At 46.3% G+C, this 16,399-nt stretch carries 18 protein-coding genes and 1 pseudogene; 1 reads left to right on the forward strand and 18 read right to left on the reverse strand.

Translation table 11 applies throughout. The features are described 5' to 3' along the window. Positions 1-70: 70 nt before the first annotated feature. The 11 genes from acpS to rpoE form a co-directional block, all read right to left on the reverse strand. On the reverse strand, positions 71-454 hold the full coding sequence (gene acpS, locus SHEWPOL2_RS08055; protein ID WP_037415612.1) for a holo-ACP synthase: 384 nt from the start codon (positions 452-454) through the stop codon (positions 71-73). Continuing rightward, complete coding sequence (gene pdxJ / locus SHEWPOL2_RS08060) at positions 454-1,191, reverse strand: pyridoxine 5'-phosphate synthase (RefSeq protein WP_037415609.1); 738 nt, start codon at positions 1,189-1,191, stop codon at positions 454-456. Before pdxJ ends, acpS begins: the two co-directional genes overlap by 1 nt. An 89-nt stretch (positions 1,192-1,280) precedes the next feature. Continuing rightward, positions 1,281-1,982, reverse strand: a complete 702-nt coding sequence (recO, locus tag SHEWPOL2_RS08065) for a DNA repair protein RecO (RefSeq protein WP_037427573.1) — start codon at positions 1,980-1,982, stop codon at positions 1,281-1,283. A gap of 49 nt (positions 1,983-2,031) precedes the next feature. Next, positions 2,032-3,051 carry a GTPase Era gene (era, locus tag SHEWPOL2_RS08070; RefSeq protein ID WP_037427575.1) on the reverse strand — a complete coding sequence of 340 codons (1,020 nt, stop codon included), beginning with the start codon at positions 3,049-3,051 and terminating at the stop codon, positions 2,032-2,034. Next, on the reverse strand, positions 3,048-3,728 hold the full coding sequence (rnc, locus tag SHEWPOL2_RS08075) for a ribonuclease III (RefSeq protein ID WP_037427576.1): 681 nt from the start codon (positions 3,726-3,728) through the stop codon (positions 3,048-3,050). Before rnc ends, era begins: the two co-directional genes overlap by 4 nt. Before the next feature lies 1 nt (position 3,729). Beyond that, positions 3,730-4,647: a signal peptidase I gene (lepB, locus tag SHEWPOL2_RS08080; RefSeq protein ID WP_037415598.1), complete on the reverse strand. Its 918-nt coding sequence runs from the start codon at positions 4,645-4,647 to the stop codon at positions 3,730-3,732. Positions 4,648-4,826: 179 nt separating this feature from the next. After that, the gene (lepA, locus tag SHEWPOL2_RS08085) at positions 4,827-6,617 is read right to left on the reverse strand and encodes a translation elongation factor 4 (RefSeq protein WP_037415595.1); all 1,791 of its coding nucleotides are present in this window, start codon (positions 6,615-6,617) and stop codon (positions 4,827-4,829) included. A 167-nt stretch (positions 6,618-6,784) separates the two neighbouring features. Continuing rightward, entirely contained in the window at positions 6,785-7,258 is a 474-nt protein-coding gene (locus tag SHEWPOL2_RS08090; RefSeq protein ID WP_037427577.1) for a SoxR reducing system RseC family protein, read from the reverse strand. 11 nt (positions 7,259-7,269) lie between these two features. Then, positions 7,270-8,202 carry a MucB/RseB C-terminal domain-containing protein gene (locus SHEWPOL2_RS08095; RefSeq protein WP_037427579.1) on the reverse strand — a complete coding sequence of 311 codons (933 nt, stop codon included), beginning with the start codon at positions 8,200-8,202 and terminating at the stop codon, positions 7,270-7,272. 12 nt (positions 8,203-8,214) lie between these two features. After that, complete coding sequence (locus SHEWPOL2_RS08100; protein ID WP_037427581.1) at positions 8,215-8,826, reverse strand: RseA family anti-sigma factor; 612 nt, start codon at positions 8,824-8,826, stop codon at positions 8,215-8,217. A 41-nt stretch (positions 8,827-8,867) separates the two neighbouring features. Further along, positions 8,868-9,446, reverse strand: coding sequence for an RNA polymerase sigma factor RpoE (gene rpoE, locus SHEWPOL2_RS08105; protein WP_037415584.1), 579 nt, complete (start codon positions 9,444-9,446; stop codon positions 8,868-8,870). Positions 9,447-9,635: 189 nt separating this feature from the next. Between rpoE and nadB the strand changes: the two genes are divergently transcribed. Then, positions 9,636-11,249, forward strand: a complete 1,614-nt coding sequence (nadB, locus tag SHEWPOL2_RS08110; RefSeq protein WP_037415581.1) for an L-aspartate oxidase — start codon at positions 9,636-9,638, stop codon at positions 11,247-11,249. A gap of 115 nt (positions 11,250-11,364) precedes the next feature. Here nadB and SHEWPOL2_RS08115 read toward each other — a convergent pair whose 3' ends face one another. The 7 genes and pseudogenes from SHEWPOL2_RS08115 to lgt form a co-directional block, all read right to left on the reverse strand. Then, positions 11,365-11,805 carry a protein YgfX gene (locus SHEWPOL2_RS08115; RefSeq protein ID WP_037427583.1) on the reverse strand — a complete coding sequence of 147 codons (441 nt, stop codon included), beginning with the start codon at positions 11,803-11,805 and terminating at the stop codon, positions 11,365-11,367. Next, complete coding sequence (locus SHEWPOL2_RS08120) at positions 11,786-12,034, reverse strand: succinate dehydrogenase assembly factor 2 (RefSeq protein ID WP_086024007.1); 249 nt, start codon at positions 12,032-12,034, stop codon at positions 11,786-11,788. The genes SHEWPOL2_RS08115 and SHEWPOL2_RS08120 overlap by 20 nt, the downstream gene beginning before the upstream one ends. 84 nt (positions 12,035-12,118) lie before the next feature. Beyond that, entirely contained in the window at positions 12,119-13,027 is a 909-nt protein-coding gene (gene nhaR, locus SHEWPOL2_RS08125) for a transcriptional activator NhaR (protein WP_037415659.1), read from the reverse strand. Between the two features lie 94 nt (positions 13,028-13,121). Next, on the reverse strand, positions 13,122-13,508 hold the full coding sequence (locus SHEWPOL2_RS08130; protein ID WP_037415577.1) for a hypothetical protein: 387 nt from the start codon (positions 13,506-13,508) through the stop codon (positions 13,122-13,124). Positions 13,509-13,510: 2 nt separating this feature from the next. Next, positions 13,511-14,680 (reverse strand): Na+/H+ antiporter NhaA, encoded by a 1,170-nt coding sequence (gene nhaA / locus SHEWPOL2_RS08135; protein WP_037415576.1) that lies wholly within the window; start codon positions 14,678-14,680, stop codon positions 13,511-13,513. Between the two features lie 117 nt (positions 14,681-14,797). Beyond that, complete coding sequence (gene thyA / locus SHEWPOL2_RS08140; RefSeq protein ID WP_037415574.1) at positions 14,798-15,592, reverse strand: thymidylate synthase; 795 nt, start codon at positions 15,590-15,592, stop codon at positions 14,798-14,800. Further along, positions 15,592-16,397 (reverse strand): annotated as a pseudogene (lgt, locus tag SHEWPOL2_RS08145) (prolipoprotein diacylglyceryl transferase). The gene thyA and the pseudogene lgt overlap by 1 nt, the downstream one beginning before the upstream one ends. Between the last annotated feature and the right edge of the window lie 2 nt (positions 16,398-16,399).

Below are 16,399 nucleotides of genomic sequence, written 5' to 3' on the forward strand. Positions count from 1 at the left end.
GAAAAATGCCGTTCACTCTTAAGTGAACGGCATTAAGCTTAAAGCTCCCTTTTTCGTACAAGGTAAGAGACTAGCGAGACTCGAGGATCACTGTCGCAATGGCATAGGATTTTTCATCTGCGATTGAAATGTGCCCAATCACACCATTGAGCAAAGCTAAACGTTGCAGCGCACCTTCAGTAAAATCAATTGTCGGCGCACCATCAGTCGTATTGCCAATGTGGATATGCTGAAAAGATACGCCACGACCAATCCCCGTCCCCAAAGCTTTAGCGGCGGCTTCTTTGGCGGCAAAGCGTTTAGCTAAATAGCGGCTCGGTTGGCTATGCTGTTGATAGATATCGAACTCAGCCTCTGTCAGTACGCGTTTAGCCAGCTTATCGCCGGAACGTGCCACATGAGCCGTGATACGCTCGATTTCAACTATGTCAGTGCCAAGCCCAACGATTGCCATTATTCGCCTCGACGACCTTCTAACATCAGCGCTTTCATATCTTTAACCGCTGTCGCTAAGCCATCAATGGCCGCACGCGCGACAATGGCATGGCCGATGTTGAGCTCATACAGCTCAGGGATTGCCGCAATCGGCTTAACATTGTGATAATGCAGCCCGTGGCCCGCATTCACCACCAACCCTTTGCCGTGGGCGTATTTTGCCATTTCGCTGATACGCGCAAGCTCTTTGGCCTCATCCTCAGCCGTTTTGGCATCGGCATAGCAACCGGTATGGATTTCGATAAGTGGCGCGCCAGAGGCGACAGCGGCATCGATTTGCGTCTTATCGGCATCGATAAACAGTGACACTTGAATACCATTGGCGGCTAAACGGCTTACCGCGGCAGTGATTTTATCGAGTTGACCAGCCACATCTAAACCACCTTCAGTCGTCACTTCTTGGCGTTTTTCAGGGACTAAGCAAACGTAGGTCGGTTTAACTTCGCAGGCGATGTTGAGCATTTCTTCAGTCACGGCACACTCAAAGTTCATCCGCGTCTTTAAGGTTTTTGCCAGCAGATACACATCGCGGTCGATAATATGACGTCTGTCTTCCCGTAAATGAATCGTGATACCGTCGGCTCCCGCATGCTCGGCAACCGCCGCCGCATGGACAGGATCAGGATAACTGGTGCCACGGGCCTGACGCAGGGTCGCAATATGGTCGATATTAACACCCAATAAGATACGGCTCATCGGGAACTCCTTTATGTTTGTAAGGCTAGAATTAACGCTAATTTGCGCCCTATTGTACTGGGACAGACAGTAAAAAACAGGAGCTAGGGCTAATTATTCCCATCTCTGTTAGAGGCTGTCGCTTGAATAAACAACTGCCGACTCACCAGCGGCTTGTTTCCGAGCAGGGGTTGCAGCATGGACCGCATCAACCGTTTAGCCTCTAAAAACTGCTCTTGCAACAATTGATTATCGTTAAGCGCGGTTAACATCGCCCCTTGATAGGTATGCTTTGCCCTGCTGTTCAACACAAATTGAAAACCCAGTTCTGGCACGAGTTGATAGTAATGTTCAGGGATCAGCGGTTCACCTTGGGTATCGCGAATAAGGGATGGCATGGCCCCAAGTTCCCGCAAAAGCGCTAGCTCAAGGTATCGCAGCTTCGATTCACAAAACTGCGCCGCAAGTCCTACCAAGGCTTGGTGGTAGATGAGAAATAACGCCTCGGCATTATGGTGAACCGACAGAGTACGCATCAGCAACTCATTGATATACATGCCGGCATACAGGCTATAACCCGATAAAGGCACGGCTGGCGCGGCCGCTTCAATTTGGCTGATGTTTTTGAGTTCTGATTTACCGCTAAATTCAAAAATCAGCGGTTGAAAAGGTTGAAGGATACTTTTGATGGAGCGTTTACCGCTCCCGACACGCGCAACGGCATCGACACGCCCAATCCCGTCGACCAGGAGATTGACCAGCGCGCTAGACTCCCGATAGGGGCGATGATGCAAAACATAACCCCGTTTCATCAATCTGCGCGCTCGTTCATGGTCAGGCTAGGCCTATCATCAGTAACTATTAATCGTCACCGTAACCTAAGCTTCGCAGGGCGCGTTCATCATCGGCCCAACCGGATTTAACCTTCACCCAGACTTCGAGGAACACTTTGTTATCAAACAAGGTTTCCATATCGAGGCGCGCTTGTGTAGCGATGGTACGGATGCGTTCGCCTTTGCTACCAATCACCATCCGCTTTTGGCCTTCTCGCTCGACGAGGATCAGGGCGTTAATTTGGTAAACCCCATTTTCCATCATCTTAAACTGCTCGATTTCAACCGTCGCATCGTAGGGCAATTCATCACCTAAAAAGCGCATCAGTTTTTCGCGGACAATTTCAGAGGCCATAAAACGCTGCGAACGGTCGGTCACATAATCTTCGGGGAAGAAGAATGGATTCTCGGGCAGAGACTCTGCCGCCATATCTAAAATGCGCTTAACGTTAGTGCCCTTACTGGCAGAAATCGGCAGGATCTCATCGAAGGGATACTTCTTGGCCACTTCTTCCAAATAAGGGAAAAGGGCTTCTTTGTCTTTGATATTATCGACTTTGTTGATGGCTAAAACGGTTTTACGCTCTTCACCGCCACGGCGAAGTTTGCTTAACACCATCTCATCATCGGCGGTCCATGTCATGCCATCGACCACAAAAATCACCATAGACACATCGGCAAGCGAGCTCGCCGCCGCGCGATTCATCAAACGGTTAATCGCACGCTGCTCTTCAATATGCAGACCCGGTGTGTCGATAAACACGATTTGACGTGGACCATCGGTATGGATCCCCATGATGCGATGACGCGTCGTTTGCGGTTTTTTCGAGGTAATACTGATCTTTTGCCCAAGCAAACGGTTCAGCAGGGTCGATTTACCCACGTTAGGACGGCCAATAATGGCCACCATGCCACAGTAGGTCACATCATAGTGAACAGACGGCGCTGCTGCGCTCGCTGCATTCATCCTTGCCAGTAATTCATCTAAGCTCGGCTCATTGCTCGCGTTAGCGGCATCGACAGCTGGCAAGTCTGTTTTTTTGGTCATTTCTTAAGTAACTCCAATACTTGAGCCGCGGCAATCTGCTCGGCTTTGCGGCGTGAGCTCGCAACGCCAATCACGCTTTCACTCAAGTCATCTATACGACATTCAACGGTGAATGTTTGATCGTGGGCATCGCCTTCTATGTTGATTACTTGGTAATCGGGTAGCGGCTTCTTTAACCCTTGTAAATATTCTTGCAGTAAGGTTTTAGCGTCTTTTTGATTCACACCTGGTTGAATCTCAGATAAACGCTCGGCATACCATTTAAGCAACAGCTCACGGCACACTTCGAGGTCCGAATCTAAGTAAATCGCACCAATAATCGCCTCAACCGCATCGGCCAGAATCGACTCGCGTCGAAAACCGCCACTCTTTAATTCGCCAGGACCGAGGAATAAATAATCCCCAAGTTTAAAGGCTTGAGCAATCAAGGTCAGCGTATCGCCACGCACTAAAGTGGCGCGCATCCGGCTTAAATCACCTTCAGTCGCCTTAGGAAACTGATGATATAAGGCATCCGAAATGACTATCGATAAAATCGAATCACCTAAAAACTCTAAACGCTCATTGTGCTTATTTGCCGCGCTTCTATGGGTCAACGCTTGGGTTAGAAGGTCAATATTCTTAAACTCATAGCCCAATGTACGACACAAACGTGGCAAATTTTTAATCGGTTCCATACTAGTGAATTCCACCTACACGTTCAAAGCGCACACCGCTTGGTACCCAGGTTGGCAGGAAATCGGCTTTTGAACGGTCAAACTCAAAACTGATCCAGATAGCCACCGCTTTGCCGACAAGATTTTCTTCAGGGACAAAGCCCCAGAAACGGCTGTCGGTACTGTTATCGCGGTTATCACCCATCGCAAAGTAATGGCCTTCGGGAACAAGAAATTCACCCGCGGGTAAATTGCCATCACGCTTGAAATAACCCAACATATCAGGACGGCTTGGATTAATTAAAATATCGTGTGCCACTTCACCGAGTTGCTCTTTATAACGCAGTAAAGGCACACCATCTTGGCTGTAATCACCACGGCTGATTTCGGTACGCGCCACCAGTTCTGGCTCAGGGCAATTGGTTTGCTCCGCGCCACAGGCCTTTTGGATCATCAACTGTTTATTGCGGTAGATAATCCTATCGCCCGGTAAACCTACAACACGCTTAATGTAATCAACCTGAGGATTCTCTGGGTACTTAAAGACGATCACATCACCACGTTTGGGCTCGCCCGTTTCAATCAGTTTAGTGCGCCATACGGGATCTTTTAGGCCATAACTAAACTTTTCAACCAGAATAAAATCGCCCACTAACAGCGTTGGCATCATTGAACCCGATGGAATTTGAAATGGCTCATAAATAAACGAGCGCAGGATCAGCACAAAGGCAATCACCGGGAAGATAGAGTGCGCAGTCTCAACCACAGTGGGTTCACGGATAATATTGTATTCGGCTTCCTCAGTTAAATTGGCCTGAGAAGCCTTGGCCAAGGCTAAGCTTTCACGGCGTTTAGGCGCAAATACCAGCACATCGACTAACCAGATCAACCCTGAAATCAGAGTGACTAGCACTAAAATAATGGAAAAATAGGCTGCCATTACGTATTGAACTCCTGCCTTGAAATGTAAAGATCTAAACTCAGCGACTATTGTATTTCGACTCGCGAACTTTAGTTAACTTACCGCATTTATAAAAAAACACCACAAAACATACGATAAGCTAAGTAAAGCGCCGCAAACTGCGGCGCAATAATAGCTAAATTGTGTTATCTCGAGTGTTACTCGTTTAGCTTAAGTACCGCTAAGAACGCCTCTTGTGGCACCTCAACGTTACCAACTTGTTTCATCCGTTTCTTACCCTCTTTTTGTTTATTTAAGAGTTTCTTCTTACGGGAAACGTCACCACCATAACACTTAGCTGTTACGTCTTTGCGTAACGCTTTTACGGTAGAACGGGCAATAATCTGGCTACCGACCGCGGCTTGAATCGCGATATCAAACATCTGCCGCGGAATAAGCTCTTTCATCTTCTCAACCAACGCCAAACCACGGTGACGAATATTCGAACGGTGAATAATCATCGCCAGCGCATCCACGCGGTCGCCGTTGATCAGAATATCTAAGCGCACCATGTCCGCCGGATCGAAGCGGATAAAGTTGTACTCTAATGACGCATAACCACGGCTAGTTGATTTTAAGCGGTCAAAGAAGTCCATCACCACTTCCGCCATTGGCAGATGGTAAGTCACGGCCACTTGATTACCGTGGTAAACCATATTCACTTGAGTACCGCGTTTTTCGATACACAGCGTAATTACGTTACCTAAGTATTCTTTTGGTACCAGAATATTGGCTTCAACAATCGGTTCACGCATCTCTTCGATGTTGTTAATTGCAGGCAAATCTGCTGGATTATCAACATAGATAGTCTCACCACTGGTCATCAGCACTTCATAGACTACCGTAGGTGCGGTCGTGATGAGGTCAAGATCGTATTCGCGCTCTAAACGTTCTTGAATGATTTCCATGTGGAGCAGGCCTAAATAGCCAATACGGAAACCAAAGCCTAACGCAGATGAACTTTCAGGCTCAAAGAACAATGAGGCATCGTTCAGGCTGAGTTTGTTCAGTGCATCACGGAAGTTTTCATATTCATCGGTAGAAATCGGGAACACACCAGCATAAACCTGAGGCTTCACTTTTTTAAAGCCGGGTAATGGCTTATCGGCACCATTTTTAGCCAGTGTTAAGGTATCACCCACTGGCGCACCGTGAATTTCTTTAATACCTGCGATAACGAAACCAACTTCACCAGTTTTTAGCTCAGTTTTATCGGTTTGTTTTGGCGTGAAAATACCGACACGATCTGCGGTATGGTTTTGCCCTGTAGACATCACCTTGAACTTATCACCCTTCTTGAGCACGCCATGTTTAATACGCACTAAAGAAACAACGCCTAAGTAGCTGTCAAACCACGAGTCAATAATGAGGGCTTGCAACGGCGCATCTGGATTGCCTTCTGGCGGTGGAATTTGCTCGACGATAACCTCTAATACATCATCAATACCCACACCGGTTTTTGCAGAACAACGCACCGCGTTCATCGCATCAATACCGACGATGTCTTCAATCTCGGCGGCAACACGCTCAGGATCAGCTTGAGGTAAGTCGATTTTGTTCAGGATAGGTACCACGTCCAGATTCATATCCAGCGCGGTGTAACAGTTTGCCAGCGTTTGAGCTTCAACGCCTTGGCCTGCATCCACCACAAGCAGCGCACCCTCACAGGCGGCTAATGAACGAGATACTTCATAGGAAAAGTCGACGTGACCAGGGGTGTCAATAAAGTTGAGTTGGTAGGTTTCGCCATTTTTGGCTGTATATTCCAACGTAACGCTCTGCGCCTTAATGGTAATACCGCGCTCACGTTCTAAATCCATAGAATCAAGAACTTGTGCATCCATTTCACGGTCGCTTAAACCGCCACAAACCTGAATAAGACGATCTGACAGCGTCGATTTACCATGGTCGATATGGGCAATAATTGAGAAGTTTCTAATGTGTTTCATTATGCTGCTATGACTAATACTGAAAAATGGATACGGTTCAAAGGTGGGAAATTGTACCTGATTGCGGATTCAATACCAATCAGATTCACTCATAGTTGTCTTTATGTCGAAAAATGCCGCCCTCAGCAAAAGTTTATTGTCTAATTGAAATCAATAACAACATGAAATCAAACAGATAATTTATCTAAACTGATCCCTGTGCCTAAATAAGCTAAAATCACAGGTTGCGAATCTACTTCAAGCTGTTTTGCCTTACGTTTTCCAAAGAACCAAGCAGCTAACGCGCCTAAAGCAGCAAAGCCTATCGCACAGAGATCCGAATTGATTACTAACAAACTAGCAAAAAACTGCCCTAATAATCCACCCGCAAATAAGCCGAAGAGTGGCGTCAAATAAACCAAGGCAGCCGCTTTCAAGATGACACTCTCAGGTAGCCCCAGCTTTAGCAGTTCACCAACCTCACAGGCACGTTCACTCTGAATAGAGAATTGCTGTGTCTTTGCAGAAAAAGCCTGTGCAACAGCAGACGTCCCGCAGGACTCACTGCTACTGCAACTCTTGCAGGTGCTTTTAAGCTCGACCTCAACGGTGAGCCAACCTTGATTATCACAGGCGACAACCCGCGCCACTTCTTCCATCATGATGAACCGCTCTATTTTAACATCAAACTTTTCGCGATACGGGCTAAGGTCTCAGTTGGCACTTTACCCACAGCCACCACTTCAGCATTACCGACTTTTTCTGACACTAAAGATAAGCCATTACGCGTAATTAACTCTTCAGGCAATGGCGTTGCTCCAGCGCGAGCAACATAAATAGAAATATTGGCTAAGCCATCAGTCAAGGCAATATATTCAACCGCCTCGTGGCTACCAATCAAACGGTGATGATCACGCACTACTACGCTAAATCCAGCGGGGAGCCAAGAAAACTGCCAATTTTGTCCATCTTGACGTTCAGCCTGATCGATCACAGCAGGCCATTCTTGCTTGTAGGCTTCCTGTAGAATCGATGGTGGCTCGCTAAATTCAATTAATTCAATCACCATTAGTTGTTCAAGCAATTGCTTATCTTGAGTCAACATGTCATATCTGAGTGGCAAATAGGTGTCCATATCTAACCAGATTTGGAAACCATATCGGTATTCATCATTAGGCAACAAGCGGATCATTTGTCCTGGGCGCCCAGCAATGCGAGTGCGGCCACCTAATACAAATTGATAACCCACTTCTAAATCGCTCATTTTTGATGAGAAAGCCGCAGGCCACACGCCCTGAATATGATTAGAGATGATACTGTACGCGGGTTGATCATGTTCGATAAAGGTGACTCGATTTCCCACTCTTACCGCATTTTTGGGAGGACCGTTGAGGTACTCAAGAAAGGCAACTTCTTGATTATTCACCTTACCGTGAAGATAAACCAAAGGCCGAATATGGTCGGCCTGAAGTTGTATAATCGATGCTTTAAATTCTTTCTCTTTTAAAGCCTGGCTCATTTTCTCAAGCCAGACTTTGGCAGGCATATCTTCCTGCGCCACCGCAGGAAATACCAAGGCTAACAAAGCCAACAGGATTAGACGCAAGCTAACTCCTTACTACTGATTGACAGGAACGGGAATAACCTCGCTATTGTCTTCTACAACGGCCCCCGTATTCAATCGTTGTTGTAACATATGATCTTGTATATACGTATTAATTCGGCGACGTTGCTCGTTCATTTGGTCATTAGTGTAGCTCTGATTTTGTTGCACAGGCCCCGTCTGTAAGCTCACTGGCGACGCACTACCCATCAGAGGACGAGTAACAAGCACAGGTGATGGCGACGCGGCATCATCAGCTGTTTGGTTAAAGTTCTGTACGCCGACGATGGCAAACATGGCCACAGTAGCGGCAATCGCATACTGACCAAACTGCTTAAATAGTGGCACTACGCGGTTTTTATCCGTTGTTACTTGTTCAGTAATGGCTATCGGAGCCTTGGCTTGGGGCGAGACAATGGCAGGCTCAAGCTCAATTGCAGCAGCAATACTTGCACTAAGGTCTAACGCCATAGTCTGGGGTAATTCACCCCGCATAGCATCACCTATCAAATGATAGTTACGCCATTTATTATGTGAATGCGTATCGGCAGCAAGTTCTGCCATCGTCTGCACATCTGTCTCTCCATCGACAGCGGCTGATACCCATTCTTGACCTAATTTATCCATTGTTCACCTGTCTAAATTTAAGGGTTTCTTAAAATAAGAATTTAGGCTTCCAGCAAAGGCTGAAGCTTTTTATCGATTGCCTCACGGGCACGGAAGATTCGCGATCTTACCGTTCCAACAGGGCAATCCATGATGATGGCGATATCTTCGTAACTCATCCCATCGAGTTCACGCAATGAAATCGCCATACGTAATTCTTCAGGCAATGTTTCTAATGTTTCGAAAACCACTTTCTTGATTTCATCCGATAACATTAGTCGCTCTGGGGAGGCAAACTCCTTTAGCGCATCACTACCTTCATAATATTCGGCATCCTCGGCATCGACATCATTTGCAGGCGCTCTGCGCCCCTGTGATACGAGGTAATTCTTAGCCGTATTAACGGCTATGCGGTACAACCAGGTATAAAACGCACTTTCACCACGAAAGTTTGGCAAAGCTCGATAAGCTTTAATAAACGCTTCCTGTGCTACATCAGCAACGTCGGCTTGGTTACGCACGTAGCGTGAAATCAAGCTAATCACTTTACTCTGATATTTAAGCACTAACAGGTTAAAAGCGTTTTTATCTCCCCGTTGTACGCGCTCAACTAATTGTTGATCACTTATTTGTCCACTCATCCGAGCCGACTTCTCCCAAATCTAAAATGCTGATTTCTCAGTCGCTCGAATCATATTCACTTATGTAGACTCGCGTGCTTTGAAAAAGTTCTAAGAATTATACAAAAAAAGTAAGGTTAAAAGGAAAGTACCCATAATTCGTCAGTTGGTTTACCATAGATGGTACTCTCAGTCATAGCATGATACCCGATGAAACAAGTAGTTGAACACCAATCTGACATATTAGTCATAGGTAGCGGTGCCGCAGGTCTGACACTAGCTTTGCATCTTGCTGAAAAAGCAAACGTAATTCTGCTTTCAAAAGGCCCTCTCTCGGAAGGGTCGACATACTACGCGCAGGGCGGTATCGCCTCCGTCTTCGATGAAAGTGATACTATCGAATCCCATGTAGCCGATACATTAGTCGCTGGTGCTGGTTTGTGCGATAAAGAGGTGGTGACTTTTACCGCCGAAAACGCCAAGAGTGCAATGCAATGGCTAATCGAATGTGGCGTGGCTTTCGATAAAGAAGAAGCCACGGGGAACAATGCTAAAGATGCCCCTTATCATCTTACCCGCGAAGGCGGCCATAGCCATAGACGCATTCTACATGCTGCGGATGCAACGGGCAAAGAGGTGCAGACAACACTGCAAGAACGCGCCCTAGCCCATCCAAATATTCAAGTTTTAGAACGCTATAACGCCATCGACCTTATTACCACCCGCAAATTAAATCGCCCCGGTAATCGCGTGTTAGGTGCCTATGTGTGGAACCGAAATGCCGAGCAAGTTGAAACCATCAAGGCTAAGTTTGTCGCTTTAGCCACTGGCGGTAGTTCTAAGGTTTATCAGTATACTTCAAATCCCGATGTGGCTAGTGGTGATGGTATTGCGATGGCATGGCGTGCAGGTTGCCGCGTTGCCAACATGGAATTCAATCAATTTCATCCAACCTGCTTATACCACGCTGATGCCCGTAACTTTTTACTGACCGAAGCTCTACGTGGTGAAGGTGCATATTTGCGTCGCCCTGATGGCAGCCGCTTTATGCCAGACTTTGATGAACGTGCAGAGTTAGCTCCCCGTGACATCGTTGCCCGCGCCATTGACTATGAGATGAAACGTCTCGGTGCCGATTGTGTGTATCTGGATATCAGCCATAAAGATGCTGACTTTGTAATGAAGCATTTCCCGACGATTTACAGTCGCTGCTTAGAACTCGGTATTGATATTACAAAGGACGCTATTCCGGTCGTCCCCGCAGCCCACTATACCTGTGGTGGGGTGATGACAGACTTACATGGTCAAACCGATCTCAATGGTCTCTATGCCATTGGTGAAGTCGCTTATACAGGCTTGCATGGCGCCAACCGCTTGGCAAGTAACTCGCTGCTTGAGTGCTTGGTATTTGCGCGGGCAGCCTCCCAAGATATTGAGAGTCAACTGCATAAAATCCCCTTACCAGGCCCAATTCCCGCATGGGATGAAAGTAAAGTTTCTAATTCTGATGAAGAAGTCGTTATCGCCCACAACTGGCACGAACTGCGCCTGTTTATGTGGGACTATGTGGGTATCGTACGCTCAGATAAACGCTTAGAGCGCGCACTGCGCCGCTGCTTGATGTTGCAGCAGGAAATCCAAGAGTATTACAGCAACTTCAGAGTCAGTAATAACCTGCTTGAACTGCGTAACTTAGTGCAAGTGGCGGAACTCATTATTCGCTGCGCGATGGAACGTAAAGAAAGTCGAGGACTGCACTATAATATTGACCATCCTGAAAAGTCAGCTTCTCCGCTACCGACCATTTTGCAACCTGAAAAATAAGCGGATAGCTTAACTTAAACGCTTTTAACGGGCTAAATCTTAATAAGGATTTAGCCCGTTTGTTATTTAGACGGTGTGAAAGTCGCATCACTCATAGTTCAGATTCAGATTTAGATTAAAGTAGTTCGTGTTGGCTCACCGCCTGAGTTTTAACTTTAAGTAATAGCCGGCACAAGTGGCGATAATCTGTATCACTAAACATATCCGCCCATAGAGGTAAGAGATGCAACCTATCGGCAGATTGATAGTAAACCAAGCAGATAAACGGCGTTACCCAAGTTCTTTGCAATACGTGAAACGCCTCTCCCGTTGATAGCCAGCCTTCTCCTTGACCATTAAGCTCAAAACGGTAATGCCATTTCCTCAGTTGCCATAACTGAGAGCACAAGAATCCCAATATTAAGACGGCGAATATAGCCCTCAGTCCATGTAGTACTGCGGTATCCGTTTCTGGCCAGAGAAGTAAAGAAGTGCTACAGACACAAACAAATACGACCAACGAGAGACGTTGGTCAAAGGAGGCTTTTACACTAAAACTATGGCGCAGCTCGGCCACGGACTTGCACTATCATGCGGGCAAGCTCAGGATCAGGGCAAACTTCATGACCCATAAACCATGCAAATAATTCAGGATCTTCACACTCGAGCAAACGAATAAACAGGGCTTTATCTTCATCAGACAAATCCTGATAAACATTCTCAACGAAGGGCTGGAACAAAACGTCTAATTCGAGCATTCCGCGGCGACATGCCCAACGGACCCGTGCAATGTTCATTAACTCCAAGTTAATCTCTCCCAAAACAAAATTCGCCTTAGTCTACCAGTTCAGTCCATGGAGTGTCGATGCAAGCGTTGTTGAAACACAAGTTTAATACTGCTTAACTTGAGTATCTAATCCGGCAAATAAATCACTAAAATCCGTTTCTAGGAGGCGTTTAACCGCAGGATGCTGGATCATCCGTTCGGCAAACATCACATGATACTCTTCTTTCACATCTAAGGTTTCACCGAGTAAATGCATGCCATGGGAAATCACTTCTTGGGGATAAATCGACGGCATGACAAAGATACCGCGCTTAAGGTAACCAAAAGCCTTCATCATGGCCGCATCATCAAACTCACCTAAAATACTCACCTTAAGATTTTGCTCATCAAACCAACGATATAGTTGCTGACCGAGCGAAGTTCTACGACCGGGGATCAATAGCGGCCCTTGCTCTAAACAGGCAGGGAAATCCGCACTGTAAGCTTCAGCAGAAAAGAAACTCACACCACACTCCCCCAGTTTTTTCGATAGAATTTCGGGATATTTAAGTGACTCGCCCGCACAGTCTGAAAGGATCATATCGAGTTTATGCTCGCGTAAGCGAGACATTAAGCTTTCATGGGTCGCCTCATAACAGGCAAGGTGCATAGAGCCATCATTAGGAACAACCGAGAGCAACACTCTACTCGATAAGGCTTTCGATAAAGCATCGGCAATCCCAACCTCAAATAGAATAGCGTCATCTTTTTGATAGTTAAGTAAATCGAGCATCTCATAACTGAGAGAAAACATTCTATCGGCATAACGAAAGACGAGCTCTCCGAGCTCTGTCGCTTCTAGATTTCTGCCGACACGTTTAAATAAGCTACCGTTTAGCCTGTCTTCTAAGGCGCGGATTTGCCCAGTAATCGTTTGTGGAGCTAAATAAAGGGCTTCTGCAGCTTTTGCCACAGAGCCCTTTTTCTTAATCATCCAAAAATAGTAAAGATGGTTGTAATTGAGATGGAGCATCGCCAATGAGCTTCCTATTAGGGATGCCACAGCATCTATGCTGTGGCATATCGGGTAGCAATGACCCAGCTTAACAAATAATGAGTCAATATCGCTATTTTAAACGCTGGCAATCCAATAAGTTAACAACGATTCCTTGAAGTTGCTCTAAATCTGCGGCAGTACCAGTGCTAACAGCTTCAGTCACCCCAGAGACTAAACTGTCACGATCAGGAATTCGACTAGCACAATAAGTACGGTTTGCTTCTTGGAAACGTTTACCGCCACGGTATTTTAATGCTCTAGACTCGTAACCATTGGTTTCAAGCCTCGCGCCTAATGCCTCAGGTTTAAACATTAATGCCCCATCAACTATCCCCTCAAGATAGCTTTGGCAGGTTTGTGATGCGACATCTTTGTTGCAGGCATCAATTTGCGAAGCCATGGCACTTGAAGATAATGCTAACAATGCAGCAACTCCCACTAATTTCATATTTATCATAGTTATACTCCTTTTTTTGGTAACACTTTTGATAACCAGAAATACCCGATCAAGGCTGCGAGAATTGAGCCAATCAAGGTGCCAAGGCGTGCTAAATCGCCGAACATAGGGTCTGCCTGCTCAAATGCCAACGAAGCAATAAACATCGACATGGTAAAACCAATCCCGCACATCGCCGCCACGGGTGCGATCTGTTTCCAACCGATACCATCAGGCAACTGTGCCAACTTAAGCTTGACAGCAACAAAGCTAAACAGCATCACCCCTATCGGTTTACCTAACATTAATCCCAACGCAATCCCCACTGGCACAGGGGAAATAAGCGTATCTAAGCTCATGTTTCCTAAAGCGACCCCAGCATTAGCAAAGGCAAATACAGGCAGAATTAGGAAGGTGCTCCATGGGTGTAAACTATGCTCTAAATGCTCAGAAGGCGAACTTCCATCTTTTGCCCGAAGAGGAATACAGAAGGCAATAATGACACCCGCTAATGTGGCATGAACACCTGACTTGAGCACTGCAACCCACAGGATAAGCCCTAATACACCATAGGGTGCTAATGAGGTCACCCCTTTACGGTTTAAAGCAACTAAACCAACAATCGCAATACTGGCAATGATTAAACTAATGGTTGATAAATCGGTACTGTAGAAGAGGGCGATAATCACAATAACGCCTAAATCATCGATAATGGCTAATGCCAGCAGAAAGACCTTTAAAGCAACGGGTACGCGGCTACCTAGCAACGCCATGATCCCCAAAGCAAAAGCAATATCCGTCGCTGCAGGAATTGCCCAACCCGCTTGAGTGATAGGATCACCATAGTTAAATAAAAGATAAATTCCCGCAGGTACTAACATGCCACCAATGGCAGCAAAAGTTGGCAGAGAAGCCTGTGCCACACTCGATAATGCGCCTTCGAGTAGCTCGCGCTTAACTTCTAAACCAATCAGCAAGAAAAACAGCGCCATTAGACCGTCGTTAATCCACAGCAACAATGGCTTATGCAGATCGAGTGCACCGACACGCACCTGAACTTCAGTACCGAGAAAACCTTGATAGAGTCCCGCGAGAGGAGAATTGGCCATCAACATGGCAAAGGCAACGGCAATCAATAAAAGGATGCCGCCTGCAGACTCTTGGCTTAAAAAATTTCTAATCGCTTTTTCCATCTTGCACTCCCAAAAATCATAATAGATTGAGTGTAGACGAAGAAAATGAACAAGTATAATCGTTAGTTTCGACAAAACACCTCGGCTATTCCGAGGTGTTGGTCGATTAATTCACCATTAAACAGCAACAGGCGCTTTGATATGAGGATGTGGATCGTAGTGGGTCAGTTCGAAGTCTTCGAATTGATAATCGAAAATAGAGGCAGGTTTACGCAAAATTGTCATGGTGGGTAAAGGTCTTGGCTCACGGGTCAACTGCAACGCAGTTTGCTCCATATGGTTGGAATATAAATGTGTATCGCCACCCGTCCAAACAAAGTCACCTAAGGCTAAATCACATTGTTGCGCAACCATCATCGTCAGCAACGCATAGCTGGCGATATTGAATGGTAAACCTAAAAATACATCACAACTGCGTTGGTACAACTGGCAGGATAATTTGCCGTCGGCGACATAAAACTGGAAAAACGCATGGCATGGCGCCAGTGCCATTTTATCCAGTTCGCCCACGTTCCATGCAGAGACAATCAAACGGCGCGAGTCGGGTTGCGATTTAATTTGCGCAATGACCTGCGAAATTTGATCGATAGCCTCACCACCTTGGGTCGGCCAACTGCGCCACTGTGCACCGTAAACAGGGCCTAAATCGCCGTTTTCATCGGCCCATTCGTCCCAAATACTGACCTTATTGTCACGCAGATAAGCAATATTGGTCTCCCCTTTCAGGAACCACAATAGCTCATGGATAATCGAACGCATATGGCACTTTTTCGTTGTGACTAAAGGAAAACCCTTACTCAAATCGAAACGCATTTGATAGCCAAACACCGAGCGAGTGCCTGTACCTGTGCGGTCTGATTTATCCACACCTTCGGCTAAAATGTGTTTCATCAAGTCTAAATACTGCTGCATTACTGCTTACCCTCTGGACGAAGAATTAAATATAAACCGAAGAGGATCATCGGCACTGAGAGGATCTGCCCCATTGTCATAAAGCCCCAATAGAGGCCTAACTGTGCATCAGGTTGCCGTACCGTTTCGACAATCACGCGGAAAATACCGTAGCCAAGTAAGAACATACCCGATACTGCGCCGACTTTCTTAGTACGTTTACTGAACCAATAAAGGAGCAAGAATAATGCAACACCTTCAAGAGCAAATTGATAGAGCTGTGAGGGATGGCGTGGTTCCGGCCCACCGCTTGGGAACACCATAGCCCAAGGCACACAGTCACGCGGCCCCATAGCTCACCATTAATAAAGTTACCAATACGGCCGGCCCCAAGACCAATAGGCACCACGGGCGCCACCATATCCGCCACGGCAAAGAAGGTACGCTTTTGCTTCCAAGTGATATAAATCATGGCGGTAATCACCCCAATCAAACCACCGTGAAAGGACATGCCACCTTCTGAAATTTTAAATAAATACATTGGACTAGCGAGAAAATAATCAAAATGATAGAAGAGCACATAGCCAATACGACCGCCTAATATCACCCCTAGGAAGCCATAAAATAGTAAATCGGAAACCTGCTCTCTCGTCCATAAACCATTGGAACGATCAGCCTGGCGATTGAGTAACCACATCGCCGCCACAAAACCCACTAAGTAAGTAAATCCATACCAACGCAGCGCAGGTTCAAAGGTTTGTCCAAAAATATCAAAGGGACCAAACTTCACGATCACAGGATCGATATTGGGAAAATTCAATGCCATAA

This window comes from Shewanella sp. POL2, from assembly GCF_000282755.1.
Lineage (GTDB): Bacteria > Pseudomonadota > Gammaproteobacteria > Enterobacterales > Shewanellaceae > Shewanella > Shewanella xiamenensis.

Bases quoted from the DNA above. Each gene is read 5' to 3' on its own strand.
- SHEWPOL2_RS08090 (WP_037427577.1), bottom strand. From the start codon at position 7,258: ATGATGGAAGAAGTGGCGCGGGTTGTCGCCTGTGATAATCAAGGTTGG.
- nadB (WP_037415581.1), top strand. From the start codon at position 9,636: ATGAAACAAGTAGTTGAACACCAATCTGACATATTAGTCATAGGTAGC.
- pdxJ (WP_037415609.1), bottom strand. From the start codon at position 1,191: ATGAGCCGTATCTTATTGGGTGTTAATATCGACCATATTGCGACCCTG.
- rnc (WP_037427576.1), bottom strand. From the start codon at position 3,728: ATGGAACCGATTAAAAATTTGCCACGTTTGTGTCGTACATTGGGCTAT.
- SHEWPOL2_RS08100 (WP_037427581.1), bottom strand. From the start codon at position 8,826: ATGGATAAATTAGGTCAAGAATGGGTATCAGCCGCTGTCGATGGAGAG.
- nhaA (WP_037415576.1), bottom strand. From the start codon at position 14,680: ATGGAAAAAGCGATTAGAAATTTTTTAAGCCAAGAGTCTGCAGGCGGC.
- acpS (WP_037415612.1), bottom strand. From the start codon at position 454: ATGGCAATCGTTGGGCTTGGCACTGACATAGTTGAAATCGAGCGTATC.
- lepB (WP_037415598.1), bottom strand. From the start codon at position 4,647: ATGGCAGCCTATTTTTCCATTATTTTAGTGCTAGTCACTCTGATTTCA.
- rpoE (WP_037415584.1), bottom strand. From the start codon at position 9,446: ATGAGTGGACAAATAAGTGATCAACAATTAGTTGAGCGCGTACAACGG.
- SHEWPOL2_RS08130 (WP_037415577.1), bottom strand. From the start codon at position 13,508: ATGATAAATATGAAATTAGTGGGAGTTGCTGCATTGTTAGCATTATCT.
- thyA (WP_037415574.1), bottom strand. From the start codon at position 15,592: ATGCAGCAGTATTTAGACTTGATGAAACACATTTTAGCCGAAGGTGTG.
- recO (WP_037427573.1), bottom strand. From the start codon at position 1,982: ATGAAACGGGGTTATGTTTTGCATCATCGCCCCTATCGGGAGTCTAGC.
- lepA (WP_037415595.1), bottom strand. From the start codon at position 6,617: ATGAAACACATTAGAAACTTCTCAATTATTGCCCATATCGACCATGGT.
- nhaR (WP_037415659.1), bottom strand. From the start codon at position 13,027: ATGCTCCATCTCAATTACAACCATCTTTACTATTTTTGGATGATTAAG.
- era (WP_037427575.1), bottom strand. From the start codon at position 3,051: ATGACCAAAAAAACAGACTTGCCAGCTGTCGATGCCGCTAACGCGAGC.